Source organism: Allobosea sp. RAF48 (assembly GCF_052114025.1).
Classification (GTDB): Bacteria; Pseudomonadota; Alphaproteobacteria; order Rhizobiales; family Beijerinckiaceae; genus Allobosea.
Genome location: NZ_JBFRDZ010000016.1, coordinates 42,152 through 55,780, shown reverse-complemented (window position 1 = coordinate 55,780; position 13,629 = coordinate 42,152). Strand labels below are relative to the sequence as shown.

The following is a 13,629-nucleotide window of genomic DNA, read 5'->3' as shown; positions in this document are numbered from 1 at the left end:
GGCCGTGTCGGAGGGCGCTCCTGATGTCTCGATCGCTTCCTGGAGCATCCTTCGAGACGCCGTTCCTGCCGGGATGGCTCCGTGGGAAGGGGCTCGACGGCTTTTGAATTCAGGTTCTCAGGCGCGGCTTTCCTTGTCGATCGCGAAGGCACCCGCCCCGGCGAAAACGAAGTAGAGGAAGACGAAGCAGTAGAGGATCGCCGCGTCGCCGCCGTTGAGTGCCGGGTAGAGGCTCTTCGGCGCATGCGCCATCCAGTAGGCGAAGGCCATCTGGCCGGAGAGGACGAAGGCGACAATCCGGGTCTGGAAGCCGACGAGCATCAGAAGGCCGCCGGCGAGTTCGAGGGCACCCGCGAACCACATGAGCGTAAAGGCCGGGGGCAGCACGCCGCCGGCCGGCGGGGCCGGGAAGCCGAGGAGCTTCTGCGTGCCGTGCAGGATGAAGATCAGTGCGGTGACGATACGCAGCAGGCCGAGCACATGCGGCGCATAGCGATTGAGCGAGTTCATCTGGGTCCTCTGTCGACGAAAACGAATAAGTGGCGATGTGTTCCTGCGCGTTTCCCGTCCGGGTTTTAGGCAGGGCTTCCGATTTTGCGCAATATCCCGCTCGATGACGATTTCGTTTGCGCATTTGCAAGTTTGATCACGTTCTCGCGACGACTGTGCCTTCGCCGCCGCATCGCACCCTTAACCGTCCCTTAAAAGCGCCATGTTTGAATCCTGTGTGACCTGACCGCATTGCGAAGGCGGTGTGTCGGCCGAAACGGGACAGGATGAACGACCGGATCAAACGGGGAGAGCGGCGCGAGCCGTCCTTCGACGACGAGAGCGGCGCAAGCCGCGATGATTTCGACATGCGCGTTTCTGATGACGATCGCCCGCTTCACCGTCACCGCGCTGCGCCGCGTCCGCAGCCGCGCAGCCAGCCGGTGCGCAACAAGCGCAGCGGCGGAGGAGGTGGCGGCAAGCGCCGCGGCCGCCGGCGGCGCTCGCTGCTCGGCGGGCTGTTCTATTGGACGATGGTGCTCGGCCTGTGGTGCGCCATCGGTCTTGGTGGCTTCATCGCCTATCACGCTTCGCAGCTGCCGCCGATCGATCAGCTCACCGTGCCGAAGCGGCCGCCGAACATCGCGATCCTCGCCGCCGACGGCTCGCTGCTCGCCAATCGCGGCGAGACCGGCGGGCGCACCATCACCATCGGCGAGATCCCGCCCTATCTGCCCAGGGCCTTCGTCGCGATCGAGGATCGGCGCTTCTACGAGCATTTCGGCATCGATCCGATCGGCATCAGCCGCGCTCTCGTCACCAATCTGCGCGGCCGCGGCGGCGTGCAGGGCGGCTCGACGCTGACCCAGCAGCTCGCCAAGAACCTGTTCCTCACGCAGGAGCGCACCGCCGCCCGCAAGATCCAGGAGGCGATCCTGGCGCTCTGGCTGGAGCGCACCTACACCAAGGACCAGATCCTCGAGCTCTATCTCAATCGCGTCTATTTCGGCTCCGGCGCCTATGGCGTCGAGGCCGCGGCGCAGCGCTATTTCAACAAGTCGGCGCGCTCGGTGACGATCGCGGAGGCGGCGATGCTTGCCGGCCTCGTCCAGGCGCCGTCGCGGCTCGCGCCCAACCGCAATCCCGATCTTGCCGAGAAGCGCGCCCAGCTCGTCATTGCCGCGATGGCCGATCAGGGTTTCATCACGCAGGCTGCGGCCAAGACCGCGCTGACCGCGCCTGCCGAGGTGCCGGAGCGTGTCGGCGCCGGCTCGGTCAATTACGCCGCCGACTACGTCATGGACGTGCTCGACGACTTCATCGGCGCGGTCGAGGGCGATGTGACCGTGCTCACCACGCTCGACACCAAGCTGCAGAGCTCGGCAGAGACGATCTTGGTCGATGCGCTCTCGGCACAAGGCGCCAAGCTCAATGCCTCGCAGGGCGCGGTTGTCTCGCTCGCGCCGGACGGCGCGATCCGCGCGCTGATCGGCGGGCGCGACTATACCAAGAGCCAGTTCAACCGCGCCACGGCGGCGCGGCGCCAGCCGGGCTCTTCCTTCAAGCCCTTCGTCTATCTGACGGCGATGGAGAAGGGCATGACGCCCGACACGATCCGCGACGACTCGCCCGTCTCGATCAAGGGTTGGGAACCGGAGAACTATTCGCGCACCTTCCGCGGACCGGTGACGCTCGCGACGGCGATGCAGCATTCGCTCAACACGGTGTCCGCCCGGCTGATCCAGGAGGTGACGCCCAAGGAGGTCGTCCGCACCGCCCAGCGCCTCGGTATCAGCTCGGCTCTGCAGCCGAACCTGTCGCTGGCGCTCGGCACGTCGGAGGTGACCCCGCTGGAGATGACAGCTGCCTACGCGACCTTCGCCAATGGCGGCCAGTCGGTGCTGCCCTATGTCATCCGCGAAGTGCGACAGACCAGCGGCAAGGTCGTTTATGCCCGCAAGGCCGCGGGCCTCGGTCAGGTCATCCAGCCGCAATATCTCGCGATGATGGATACGATGTTCAACGGCGTGATGAACGGCGGCACCGGCAGCAAGTTCAACATCCCGGGCTGGCAGGTCGGCGGCAAGTCGGGCACGACGCAGGATTACGGCGACGCATGGTTCGTCGGCTTCACCGCCAAACTCGTCACGGCCGTCTGGGTCGGCAATGACGACAATTCGAAGATGAAGCGCGTCACCGGTGCCGGGCTGCCTGGCGAGATATGGGGCAAGTACATGAAGGCCGCCCATGCCGGCGCCCAGCCCATTCCGCTGCCCGGCGGCTTCTGGCAGGGCGCGCCGAAGACGATCTTCGGCGACGGTGCGCCGGTGGCCGATGCCGGCACCCCCGCGCCGGCCCAGCCCGCCAGTTCGGATCGCGCCTGGGTGAAGCCGGCGCCGCAGGAGCGCAACTTCTTCGAGCGGCTCTTCGGCGGCTGAAGAACTGCACCGTCATTCCGGCGCGGCCCGCAGGGCCGAGCCCGGAACCCATATCCGCAGGCGGTTCAGGAAAAGCCTGCGAACGAGCCGCGTCATCCTGCTCGAACCGTTGGTTATGGTTCCGGGCTCCTCGCTGATGCGAAGCGCCGGAAAGACGGCGTGGTGCTGTTGCAACGCAGGGCGGTCTAAGCTTTCGCCGCGCGGATGGCCCGCGTCGCCCGGAACAGCACGAGGGCGGCGACGCCGAGCGTAGACATTACCAGGGGCAGCGGCAGCGCCGCGTTCTTGAGCAGATGGCCGACGAGCAGCCCGACGCAGGCCGAGAGCAGCATCTGGCACAGGCCGTTGAAGGACGAGGCCGCACCGGCCCGGTCCGGGAAGGGCATCATTGCCGAGGCCTGAGCCTGCGGCATGGTGAGCCCCACGCCGCAGGCATAGAGCGCCATCGGCACCACGACGCCTGCCGCCCCGCCGAAGCCGGTGAGGACGCCGACCAGCATGGCAAGCCCGCCCCCGGCGAGGCAGGCGACACCGAGCGAGATCACCTCGTCCATGCTGCGCCGACCGACGAGCCGCTGGGCGATGATCGTGCCGGTGATGTAGCCGAGCACGCCGAAACCGAAGGAGAAGCCGTACTCGACCGGGGTGAGCCCGTAGACGCCGATCAGCACGAAGGATGAGCCGGAGATGAAGGCGAAGAGCCCGGCATAAGCGAGCGCGGTGAGCGCGACATAGACGCGGAAGGCGCGGTTGTGCAGCAGCACGCCGAAACCGCGGAAGATCGCGATCGGCGAAAGCGGCTGCGGCGAGCGCACGCGCAGCGTCTCCGGCATGACCGTTACGATGACGATGGCCAGCGCCAGCCCGAAGGCGAGGGAGGCGACAAAGGTCGAGCGCCAGCCGAAGGCGACCTGCAGCACGCCGCCGATCACCGGTGCCACGGCGGGGACGAGGCCCATGATCATGCCCATCCGCGCGAGCTCGCGTCCGGCGCGCGCGCCGTCATAGAGGTCTCGCACCATGGCGCGGCCGAGCACGATCGGACCCGATGCCCCGAGCGCCTGCAGCGCCCGCGCGAATGTCAGCGCTCCGATCGAGGGAGCGAGCGCGCAGGCCAACGTCGCCAGCGTGAAAAGGCCAAGGCCAGCGAGCAGGACGGGCTTGCGGCCGAGCCGGTCCGAAAGCGGCCCCCAGAAGATCTGCCCCGCGGCGAAGCCGAACAGGAAGGACGAGAGCGTCGCCTGGGCGCCGGCCACATCCGTCTCCATCACCCGCGCGATCTCGGGCAGGGACGGCAGGTAGAAATCGGTGGAGAGTGGGCCGAGCGCCGTCAGCATGGCGAGGACGGCGGTCATCGCCAGCGTATCGGGACGAAGCTTCATGGGCGGCCTCCGGCGCGGCCGGAACCGGCCGCGCGCCCCTGCTACGACGTCAGCCGGTCATCCGGCAATGGCGACGGGCGCCGGGCCGTCCTGAGTCTCGCCATGATAGGCGGTCGCCCGCATCGAGGAGCGCTGCGAGAATTCCTCGTACCAGCGCGTCAGACGGGGGCGTTTGGCCCGGAAATCCGGCAGCGCGCGGAACTCCAGCCAGGCCAGCGCCGTGGCCAATCCGATCTGCCCGATATCGGCGGGGCCGTCGAACGGCCCCTGCCGCTCCAGCAGGTCATAGGATTCGAGGAGCTTCGCGGTCTGGCCTTCCTGGAGCGGCGGGTAGCGCAGAGCTTCCGGCCGGCGCAGCATCTCCCAGCGCAGTGCGATGCCGGCATCGCACAGCCCTTGCGCGACGGCATGAAGGCGCAGCCCCTGCCAGCGCTCGGCCCCGGCCGCGGGGATCAGCTTCCGCCCCGCATGCAGCCCGTCGAGATAGTCGCAGATCACCAGCGAATCGAAGACCGCGCCTGCCTCCGGCGTGATCAATACCGGCACCTTGCCGAGCGGATTGACCGCGAACACCGCGGCGTTGCGGTTCGTCGGGCTGGTCTCGTGGTCGATGATGTCGAGACGATCGGCGATGCCAGCCTCATATGCGAAGACGATGGTCTTGCGGGCATAGGGCGAATGGCTCTGCGAATAGAGCGTCAGCCGCTCGGACGGGGCGTGCGCCGATGCGGTCATGCTGCAATCTCGGCCGGTTCGAGGCCCACGAGCTCGGCATAGCGCGCCGGGTCGGTCGCGCCTTCCGTGTTGACGAGGAAGACGCGCGAGGAGGCATCGAGCTTCAGCGCGGCGCGCGTTTCCGGGTTGCGCAGGGCCGCAAGCAAGCCGGCGAGCCCAGCCGCCCCGCTTTCGCCGGCGACGATGGCTGGATCGCCCGCGGCCGGGCGGGCGAGGCGGTTCATCGCCTCGACGGCATCGGAATCCTCCGCCGTCAGGAAGGCGTCGGCGGCGCGGTAGAGCACGCGCAGGGCCAGCGGCGAGGGGTCGTAGCATTCGAGCATCGCCATGACGGTCGGCGCGCCATGGGCGATCTTGACCGGCCGCCCCTGCCGCGCCGCCTCGAAGATGCAGGCTGCCCGCGACGGCTCGACCACGGTGAAGAACGGTCGCTCATCGCCGAAACGGGTCTGCATCTGCGCAGCGAGCGCGGCAGCGATGCCGCCGACGCCGGCCTGCACGAAGACATGGCTCGGCTGCGCCGGCATCTGCGCCAGCGCCTCGCGTGCAATGGCGGTGTAGCCTTGCATGACCAGGCCGGGGATGCGCTCGTAGCCTTCCCACGACGTATCGGAAACGATGGTCCAGCCTCGCTCGGTCGCGACACGGGCGGCCTCGACGACGGAATCGTCATAGGTGCCGGCGACGCGCACCATTTCGGCGCCGAAGCGGGCGATCGCGGCGACGCGCTCGTCGCTGACGCCGCCATGGACGAAGATCACCGCCTTCGCTCCGAGCAGTTGCGCGCCCTGCGCCACCGAGCGGCCGTGATTGCCGTCGGTGGCGCAGGCGAAGGTCATCCCAGCCGCCACGGCGCGGACCGCAGGGTCGTTCATGTCGGCATCGCCAAGGCGGCGGCCGAGCTTCTCGGAGGCCGCCTCCAAGGCGAGCCGGATCACCGCATAGGCGCCGCCGAGCGCCTTGAAGCTGCCGAGGCCGAGGCGCTGGCCCTCGTCCTTGATGAAGAGCGCTCCGATGCCGAGCGCGGCGGCGAGGCCGGGCAGGCTGCGCAGCGGCGTCGGGACATGGTTCTGGCGCTGGGCGAGATGCGCCTCGATCGCATCGGCCCCGGCTGGGCCGAGCGTCTCGACATCGTCGGGATGGAGGGCAGAGCGATAGTCGGGGTGGTGGTTGAGCAGGAACATGGCGACCTCGGTGCTTGCTCACGAATGGATATTGCAAGCGAGGCGAAAAAGGCGCTGGATTTCGGGCAGGCCTATGCAAGTTTGTTTCTCAGGATGCGCCATGCCCGAGGCAGCCGTCTACGATCTCGACGCCTTCGACCGCGCGATCCTCGCTGTCCTGCAGCAGGACAACACCACGCCGCAGCGCGTGATCGGCGAGCGCGTCAACCTTTCCGCGCCGGCCGTGCAGCGCCGTATCCGCCGGATGGAGGCGAGCGGCGTCATCCGCGCCAATGTCGCCGTGGTCGATCCGGCGGCGCTCGGCCATCCGATCACGCTCTTCGTCGAAGTGGAACTGGTCAGCGAGACGGCTGTCGACATCGACGCCGCCAAGACCGCCTTCCTCGCCGCGCCCGAGGTGCAGCAGTGCTACTACGTCACCGGCGAGGTCGATTTCATGCTGGTCGTGCTGGTGCCGAGCATGGCGGCCTATGAGGCGCTGACACGGCGCCTCTTCTTCGCTAACCCCAATATCCGCAAGTTCCGCAGCTTCGTCGCGATGGACCGGGTGAAGACGGGGCTTGCGGTGCCCGTTTCGTAGCGGTCCCGCAGCAGGCGCAGGCGCGGCATCGCCGGCGCGTCTTGTTCTGGCCGCGACGATATGCGACCGCGGACGGATGTGACGAACGAGCCTGACGGGCCTTGCCTTGATCACAGTGAAAGCCACCCCAGCAGCTGCCGGAGCGGGCGATGCGCCGCAGGGCTTGCGCGCGCTCATCCGCTCGAGCGATATCGGCGTCGTCGTGCTGGCCTCCGTGGTTGGCGTCTTCGCCGGGCTGATCGTGCTGGCGATGTCGTTCACGACGCAGCTCCTGCATGAGCTCATCTTCGGATTGGCGCATGGCCAGCGTCTGTCGATCACCACGACGATTCCGACTTGGCGGGCGCTCGTCGGTCCTGTCCTCGGCGGTCTCGGAATTGGCGTGGCGTCCTGGCTGTTCTTCCGCCGACGCAAGCAGCCGGTCGACCCGATCGAGGCCAATGCGCTGCATGGCGGGCGGATGTCGCTGCGCGACAGTGTCTTCGTCGCGCTCCAGACCATCGGCTCCAGCGGTGCGGGCGCCTCCGTCGGCCTCGAAGCCGGCTATACGCAGGCCGCGAGCGGGCTTGCCTCCCATATCGGCCGCCGCCTGCGCCTGCGCCGGGCCGATATGCGCCTGATGGTCGGCTGTGCCGCCGGCGGTGCCATCGGTGCAGCCTTCGATGCGCCGCTGACCGGCGCCTTCTATGCCTTCGAGCTGATCCTCGGCAGCTACTCGATCGCCGCCTTTGCGCCGGTGATGGCCGCGACCTTCATGGCGACCGTGACCCACAGTCTGCTCGCGCCTTCGCTGCTCGCGGTCGAGGTGCCGCCGATCGGGCCGATCATCGTCTCCGACCTGCCTCTCGTCGTCATGCTTGGGGCGGCCTGCGGGCTTGCCGGCATCGTCGTCATGCGCGCCGCCGCCTTCATCGAAGCCGGCTTCCGGCGTTCGCGCATCCCGACCTGGTTGAGGCCGGCCTTCGGCGGTCTCCTCGTCGGTGCGCTGGCGATCTGGAGCCCGTCGGTGTTCTCGGCCGGTCACGGCGCGATCAATCTCTATCTCGGGGTCGACACGAATCTTGCGTTCTTCGCCTTGGTCCTTCTCGCCAAGGCATTGGCATCCTCGATCTCGATCGGCTCAGGCTTCCGTGGCGGCCTGTTCTTCGCCTCGCTGCTGCTCGGCGTGCTGACCGGGCGCCTCTTCATCGGCGTTTTGTCGCTGGCCTTCCCCAACCTCGCCGGTCACGAGACGCTGTTTGCACTGGTCGGCATGAGCTCGCTCGCTGTGTCGGTCGTCGGCGGGCCGATGACCATGGCCCTGCTTGCCCTCGAGATGACCGGCGATCTCAAGCTGACGCTCGCCGTCGTCGGTGCGGCCGGCGCGGCCTCGCTGGTGACACGCCGGCTCTTCGGCTTCTCCTTCGCGACATGGCGCTTCCACCTGCGTGGCGAAAGCATCCGCGGCGCCCATGATATCGGCTGGATGCGCGACCTCACCGCCGGCAGCATGATGCGCATCGAGGTGCCGAAAATCGCGGCCGACGCCACCATCGCCGAGGCGCGGCTGAAATACCCGCCGGGTTCCACCAACTACCTCGTCGCGATCGGCCCCGGCGATGCCTATGCCGGCATGGTGCCGCCCGGCGCGCTCTACGAGCCCGATCCGGGGCTCGACGAAGAGGCGGCGGCCGAGCCGGCCCCGCGCACCGTCCGCCATCTGCTGCGCAATCGCGATCGCATGCTGCTGACCGACATGTCGGTGCGCGACACGCTGAAGCTCTTCGACGAGTCGGAGAGCGAGGCGCTGCCGGTGGTCGCCGACCGCGACAGCCGCCGTCTCGTCGGCATCCTCAGCGAGGCGCATGCGATCAAGCGCTACAGCGACGAGGTCAGCCGCCGCAATCGCGAGCTGACCGGCGAGTAGCGCCGCGCACCGTCATTGCGAGCGGAGCGAAGCAATCCAGGGGACTAGGCAGAACGGTTCAGCCCAGTCCTTCCTGGATTGCTTCGTCGCTTCGCTCCTCGCAATGACGGCGGGCGGCGGTAATCCGTCACTCAGCTCGAACGCAGCCTTGTCTGCGAGACGACCCGCCACTCCGCGATCGGGATATCCTGCCCCGAGGTCACGATGCCGATGCGGTCGAAATGGATCGCGCGGCCGGCGAGTCGCGCGTGCACCTTCGCGATCGCAGCTGCTTTGGCCGCAGCCTCGACAGGTCCATAGAGCAGCGAGACATGCGGCATGAAGCTGTCGAAGCCTTCGGGATCGAGGGCGCGCTTGAGGTTCGCCAGCGGCTGCGAGACCACGAAGCGGGCATAGAAGGAGCGGAAAAAGGCCTCGCTCCCCTCGACGCACGCCACGGGCTCCGAGAAGGCTGAGACCGTTTCCGCCGCAGCTGCAATGGCTTGCGCCAGCGCGGCTGGCGGCATCGCCGTGTCACCTTGCAATGTCAGATGTGGCGCGAAGAGCGGGGTGCCGAAACGCCCCGACAAATCGCCGACGAGACCGCTCAGCATCGCCTCGTCGGAGGGAGACGCCATGAGCCAGAGAGAATGTATCTGCGCTGTCATCCAAGTTTCACAAAGCTCTTGCACATAGTGCGCCCCATACGTAATGTTTATTTCAATCGCTCCAGTGAATGGAAGAAAAATTCCATTCACTGGACACAAAAACGAAGGTGGGGAGTGGGCGCCTTGCAGCCAGAAACGCAAGCCAGAGCGGGTAGTGGCGCGGCCATTGGCGTGCGCGCGCTCAAGGTCTCCTATAGCGGCACGCGCGTGCTGCACGGCATCGACCTGGACTTCGCGCCGGGGAGCTTCACGGCGCTGCTCGGCTCTTCCGGCTGCGGCAAGACGACCCTTCTGCGCTCGCTCTCGGGTTTCGTGCCGGTCGACTCCGGCTCGATCGTCGTCGGCGGCAAGGATGTCGCGGGATTGCCGCCGGAGAAGCGCGGCATGGCGATGGTCTTCCAGTCCTATGCGCTCTGGCCGCATATGACCGTGCTGCAGAACATCGGCTACGGCCTCAAGCTGCGCGGCAAGTCGAAGGCCGAGATCGCCGCCAAGGTCGGCGAGATGCTGAACTTCCTCGGGCTTGCCGGCTACGAGAACCGCAAGGTCACGGCCTTGTCCGGTGGCCAGCGCCAGCGCGTTGCGCTTGGCCGTGCGCTCGCGATCGACCCCGGCATCCTGCTGCTCGACGAGCCTCTCTCGAACCTCGATGCGAAGATCCGCATGACCATGCGCCATGAGATCCGCGCCATCCAGCAGCGGCTCGGTCTCACCGCCGTCCACGTCACCCATGATCGCGAGGAGGCCATGACCATGGCCGACCGGCTCGTCATCATGCAGGCCGGGTGCGTTGCGCAGGTCGGGACGCCGGAAGAGGTGTATGATCGCCCGGCCACCGCCTTCGTCGCCAATTTCATGGGGGCGGAGAACGTGCTGCCGCTGCGCATCGAACGCGGCGAGGGACAGGCTTCCGTCGCTGCCGGCGAAGCCCGCGCGACCCTTGCGGGCGAAGGAGCTGCCGCGCTGCCGGCCGGCGAGACGCTCGCCTATTTCCGCGACGATGTCGCGAGCCTCGACGCGCTCGATGCCCCGGCTGCCGGCGGCCAGCTCGTCGTTCCCGGCACCATCGCCGCGCGCGCCTATCCCGGTGGCGTCTATCGCTACAAGGTCGAAGCCGCCGGCCGCCAGATCACGGTCGACGACGCCGACCGTCACGAACTCGGAACGAAGGTTGGGCTGCGCATTCCGCTGCAGCGCCTTCACATCTTCCCGGCGACCGAGGCCGGGATCGCCGCCTGACAGGGAGTCAGACACATGCGCATTATCACGCTTGCCTGCTCGCTCGCTGCGCTGATCGTGGCTTCGCCGCTATCCGCGCAGACCCTCAACGTCGCCTCCGCCGGCGACCAGAACATGGTCGACTACGTCAAGGACTATCTCGGGCCGATGTTCGAGAAGGCCCATCCGGGCGTGAAGGTCGTCTCGGTCGGCACCGGCCCGGGCGATTCCGGCTCGCAGAAGATCTACGAGAAGCTCGACGCCCAGAAGGGCGCTGCCGCGACCGATTTCGACGTGCTCGTCATTCACCAGAAGGCCGCCGGCCAGATGGTCAAGGAAGGGCTGCTGAACAAGTACACGGCCAATGTCGATACGGCCAAGCTCGCCACCGGCGACGCCGCCAAGAACGCTCTCGGCACCGACGTGACCGGCTACGTCATCCCGATGTTCCAGTCGCAGACCGCGCTCGCCTACAATGCGGACATGGTCAAGACGCCGCCGGCGACCTTCGCCGAGCTCGCCGACTGGGCCAAGAAGAACCCGAAGCAGTTCGGCTATAACGGCATCAAGGGCGGCATGTCCGGCGTCTCCTTCGTCGCCGGCTGGGTCTATGCCTTCGGCGGCGACGCCGACAAGCTGATCCAGGGCCCCTATGACGCCAACACCAAGGCGAGCTGGGACAAGGCCTTCGGGGAGCTGAAGGAGTTCAACAAGAACGCCGTCATCACCCCCGGCAACGCCGGCACGCTCGACATGCTCAACCGTGGCGAGATCGCGATCGGCCCGGTCTGGGTCGACATGTTCTATTCCTGGCAGGCCGACGGCAAGCTGCCGCCGAACATGAAGCTGAAGCTCGTCTCGCCCGGCATGCCCGGCCAGCCGATGTACTACGCCGTTCCCGAGAAGTCGGCCCAGAAGAAGCTGGCCGAGGCGTTCATCGCGCTCGCCACCAGCCCGCAGGTCCAGGCCGACGGCATCGTCAAGAAGTTCAACTGGTATCCGGGCATCGACGCCAAGAACCTCGAAGGGAAGCTCGACAAGGCCGCCTGGGACAAGCTCTTCACCGACGTCACGCCGGCCGAGCTCGCCAAGAACGGCAAGCCCTTCCCGATCGCGCCTTACTTCAACGACATCCTCGAGGGCTACGAGAAGAAGGTCGCGAACTGAGGTTCGTTCTCTCGAAGGGCCGTCATTCGCGGAGTGCCTCCGCCGTCATCCTCGGGCTTGACCCGAGGATCTCGTGACCAGCTCGCTCTGGTTGCTGAGATGGTCGGGTCAAGCCCGGCCATGACGGCCTCTCCGGCCCGGCCATGACCGCCTTTCTCCTTTTCGCGTATAGCCGGCAGGTTCGATGTCTCTTTCCCAACGCCAGCTCGCTCTGCTGCTGATCGCGCCCGGGCTCGCCCTCGTCGCGGCGCTGTTCCTCTACCCGCTCTGCTTTTCGCTGATCTCGGCCTTCACCGGGCCGGACGGCGGCTTCTCGCTCCAGGCCTTCGCCAAGGCCTATGAGCTCTATTCCGGCGACATCCTCTTCACCGTCGTCATCGTGCTCGCCTCCTGCCTGCTGACGGGGCTCGCCGCCATCGTCATCGCCGGCACGCTGACGCTGGGCGAGAACCGCTTCATCGTCGGCACGCTCAAGGCGCTCTATCGCTGGCCTCTCTTCATCCCGTTCATCGTCGCGGCGCAGTGCATGCGCACCTTCCTCGCCAAGAACGGGCTGATGAACAATTCCTTCGTCGCCATGGGACTGATGGAACCGCTGCAGGCGGTGAGCTTCCTCGACTGGCGCGGCATCATCGCCACCTTCGTCTGGAAGCAGACGCCCTTCGTCGCGCTGCTGCTCGCCGGCGCGCTCGCCGCGCTCGACCGCGCCACGCTGGAGGCGGGCCGTAATCTCGGGGCTTCGCGGATGCGCGTCCTCATCGAGCTCGCGCTGCCGCAGGTGATGCCGCAGCTTCTCGTCGCGCTCGTCCTCTCCTTCGTGACGATGCTCTCGGTGCTGTCGGTGCCGATGATGGTGGCGGGCTCGCAGCCGACCATGCTGACCGTCGACATGGCCTTCCGCATCAATGCCTATGGCGACTACGCCACGGCCAATGCGCTCGGCGTCATCACCTATCTGATCTCGGCCGGCGCGGCGATCATCTACCTCAAGCGCGGCATGTCGCAGGAAGGCGCACGATGACCGCGCACGCCATGACCCGCGCCGGCTCCGGCCTGCGCATGCTGTTCGCGGCCTTCGCGCTCGCGGCCTTCGCCTTCTTCCTGATCGGGCCGCTGGTCAATCTGGCGCTGTGGTCCGTCGCCGAGCGCTGGTACACGCCCTACAAGCTGCCGGTCGTCTACGGCACGCGCTACTGGGAACAGGTCTTCCGCCCGACCGGCGACGCCATGGCCTCGCTCGCCACCTCGGTCTGGATCGCGGTGCTCACGGTCATCGTCGCGCTCGTGCTCTCGATCCCGGCCGGCTACGCTCTAGCGCGGCTGAAGCTGCCGGCGCGCGCTCTCTTCATGGTCGTGTTCCTACTGCCGCAGGCCTTTCCCTCGGTCGCGATCTACATCAACGTCGCGCGCATCTTCTATCAGCTCGGCATCAACGGCACGGTCTTCGCGGTCGTGCTCGTCCACGCCGCGCACGGCCTGGTCTATTCGGTCTGGATCGCGGCCGCGGCCTTCGCGGCGGTCGATCGCGATCTCGAGCTGGCGGCCCGCAACATCGGCGCCCCGCCGCTCAAGACCTTCTTTTCCGTGACGCTGCCGCTCGCAGCCCCCGGCATCATCGCCAGCGGCATCTTCGTCTTCCTGGAATCGCTCGACGAGTTCACCGGCACCTTCTTCGTCGGCGTGCCGCAGGTCACCACGCTGCCGCTGCTGCTCTACAATGCGGCGATGGGCGGCAACTATCAGGTCGCCTCGATCACGGCGCTGATCCTGCTGGTGCCCTCGGTGTTGTTCATGCTGTTCATCGAGCGCTTCCTGCGGGCCGATGTGCTCGCCAAGGTCGGAGCCTGAGGCGAGGGCGGGCTTGCGCGCCTGAGGGCGATCCG

12 protein-coding genes are annotated in these 13,629 nt (G+C 67.3%); 7 read left to right on the top strand and 5 right to left on the bottom strand.

Annotated elements, in window-relative coordinates:
• Nucleotides 1–117: 117 nt before the first annotated feature.
• Nucleotides 118–510, bottom strand: a complete 393-nt coding sequence (locus AB4Z10_RS24750) for a DoxX family protein (RefSeq protein WP_441473066.1) — start codon at nt 508–510, stop codon at nt 118–120.
• 266 nt (nt 511–776) lie between these two features.
• Here AB4Z10_RS24750 and AB4Z10_RS24745 point away from each other — a divergent pair, with 266 nt between their 5' ends.
• The gene (locus AB4Z10_RS24745) at nt 777–2,927 is read left to right on the top strand and encodes a transglycosylase domain-containing protein (RefSeq protein WP_441473065.1); all 2,151 of its coding nucleotides are present in this window, start codon (nt 777–779) and stop codon (nt 2,925–2,927) included.
• Between the two features lie 185 nt (nt 2,928–3,112).
• Here AB4Z10_RS24745 and AB4Z10_RS24740 read toward each other — a convergent pair whose 3' ends face one another.
• Genes AB4Z10_RS24740 through AB4Z10_RS24730 form a run of 3 tightly spaced genes read right to left on the bottom strand, consistent with a single transcriptional unit; the run spans nt 3,113 to nt 6,228 of the window.
• Nucleotides 3,113–4,309: a multidrug effflux MFS transporter gene (locus AB4Z10_RS24740; RefSeq protein ID WP_441473064.1), complete on the bottom strand. Its 1,197-nt coding sequence runs from the start codon at nt 4,307–4,309 to the stop codon at nt 3,113–3,115.
• Between the two features lie 57 nt (nt 4,310–4,366).
• Nucleotides 4,367–5,044: a glutathione S-transferase family protein gene (locus AB4Z10_RS24735; protein ID WP_441473063.1), complete on the bottom strand. Its 678-nt coding sequence runs from the start codon at nt 5,042–5,044 to the stop codon at nt 4,367–4,369.
• A complete protein-coding gene (locus tag AB4Z10_RS24730; RefSeq protein WP_441473062.1) occupies nt 5,041–6,228 on the bottom strand; it encodes a diaminopropionate ammonia-lyase in 1,188 nt (395 codons plus the stop codon). Before AB4Z10_RS24730 ends, AB4Z10_RS24735 begins: the two co-directional genes overlap by 4 nt.
• Nucleotides 6,229–6,328: 100 nt before the next feature.
• Here AB4Z10_RS24730 and AB4Z10_RS24725 point away from each other — a divergent pair, with 100 nt between their 5' ends.
• Together AB4Z10_RS24725 and AB4Z10_RS24720 are read left to right on the top strand one after the other, a co-directional pair.
• A complete protein-coding gene (locus tag AB4Z10_RS24725) occupies nt 6,329–6,808 on the top strand; it encodes an Lrp/AsnC family transcriptional regulator (protein ID WP_441473061.1) in 480 nt (159 codons plus the stop codon).
• A 115-nt stretch (nt 6,809–6,923) separates the two neighbouring features.
• Entirely contained in the window at nt 6,924–8,714 is a 1,791-nt protein-coding gene (locus AB4Z10_RS24720; RefSeq protein WP_441473126.1) for a chloride channel protein, read from the top strand.
• A gap of 131 nt (nt 8,715–8,845) precedes the next feature.
• On the opposite strand, the gene AB4Z10_RS24715 is transcribed toward AB4Z10_RS24720, so the two are convergent.
• A complete protein-coding gene (locus tag AB4Z10_RS24715) occupies nt 8,846–9,361 on the bottom strand; it encodes a hypothetical protein (RefSeq protein ID WP_441473060.1) in 516 nt (171 codons plus the stop codon).
• Nucleotides 9,362–9,532: 171 nt separating this feature from the next.
• On the opposite strand from AB4Z10_RS24715, the gene AB4Z10_RS24710 reads away from it, so the two are divergent.
• The 4 genes from AB4Z10_RS24710 to AB4Z10_RS24695 all read left to right on the top strand — a co-directional run bounded on the left by AB4Z10_RS24710 (nt 9,533) and on the right by AB4Z10_RS24695 (nt 13,594).
• Nucleotides 9,533–10,600: an ABC transporter ATP-binding protein gene (locus tag AB4Z10_RS24710; protein WP_441473059.1), complete on the top strand. Its 1,068-nt coding sequence runs from the start codon at nt 9,533–9,535 to the stop codon at nt 10,598–10,600.
• Nucleotides 10,601–10,615: 15 nt separating this feature from the next.
• Nucleotides 10,616–11,746: an ABC transporter substrate-binding protein gene (locus AB4Z10_RS24705; RefSeq protein WP_441473058.1), complete on the top strand. Its 1,131-nt coding sequence runs from the start codon at nt 10,616–10,618 to the stop codon at nt 11,744–11,746.
• Nucleotides 11,747–11,930: 184 nt separating this feature from the next.
• The gene (locus AB4Z10_RS24700; RefSeq protein WP_441473057.1) at nt 11,931–12,767 is read left to right on the top strand and encodes an ABC transporter permease; all 837 of its coding nucleotides are present in this window, start codon (nt 11,931–11,933) and stop codon (nt 12,765–12,767) included.
• Complete coding sequence (locus tag AB4Z10_RS24695; RefSeq protein WP_441473056.1) at nt 12,764–13,594, top strand: ABC transporter permease; 831 nt, start codon at nt 12,764–12,766, stop codon at nt 13,592–13,594. Before AB4Z10_RS24700 ends, AB4Z10_RS24695 begins: the two co-directional genes overlap by 4 nt.
• The last annotated feature ends 35 nt before the right edge of the window (nt 13,595–13,629 follow it).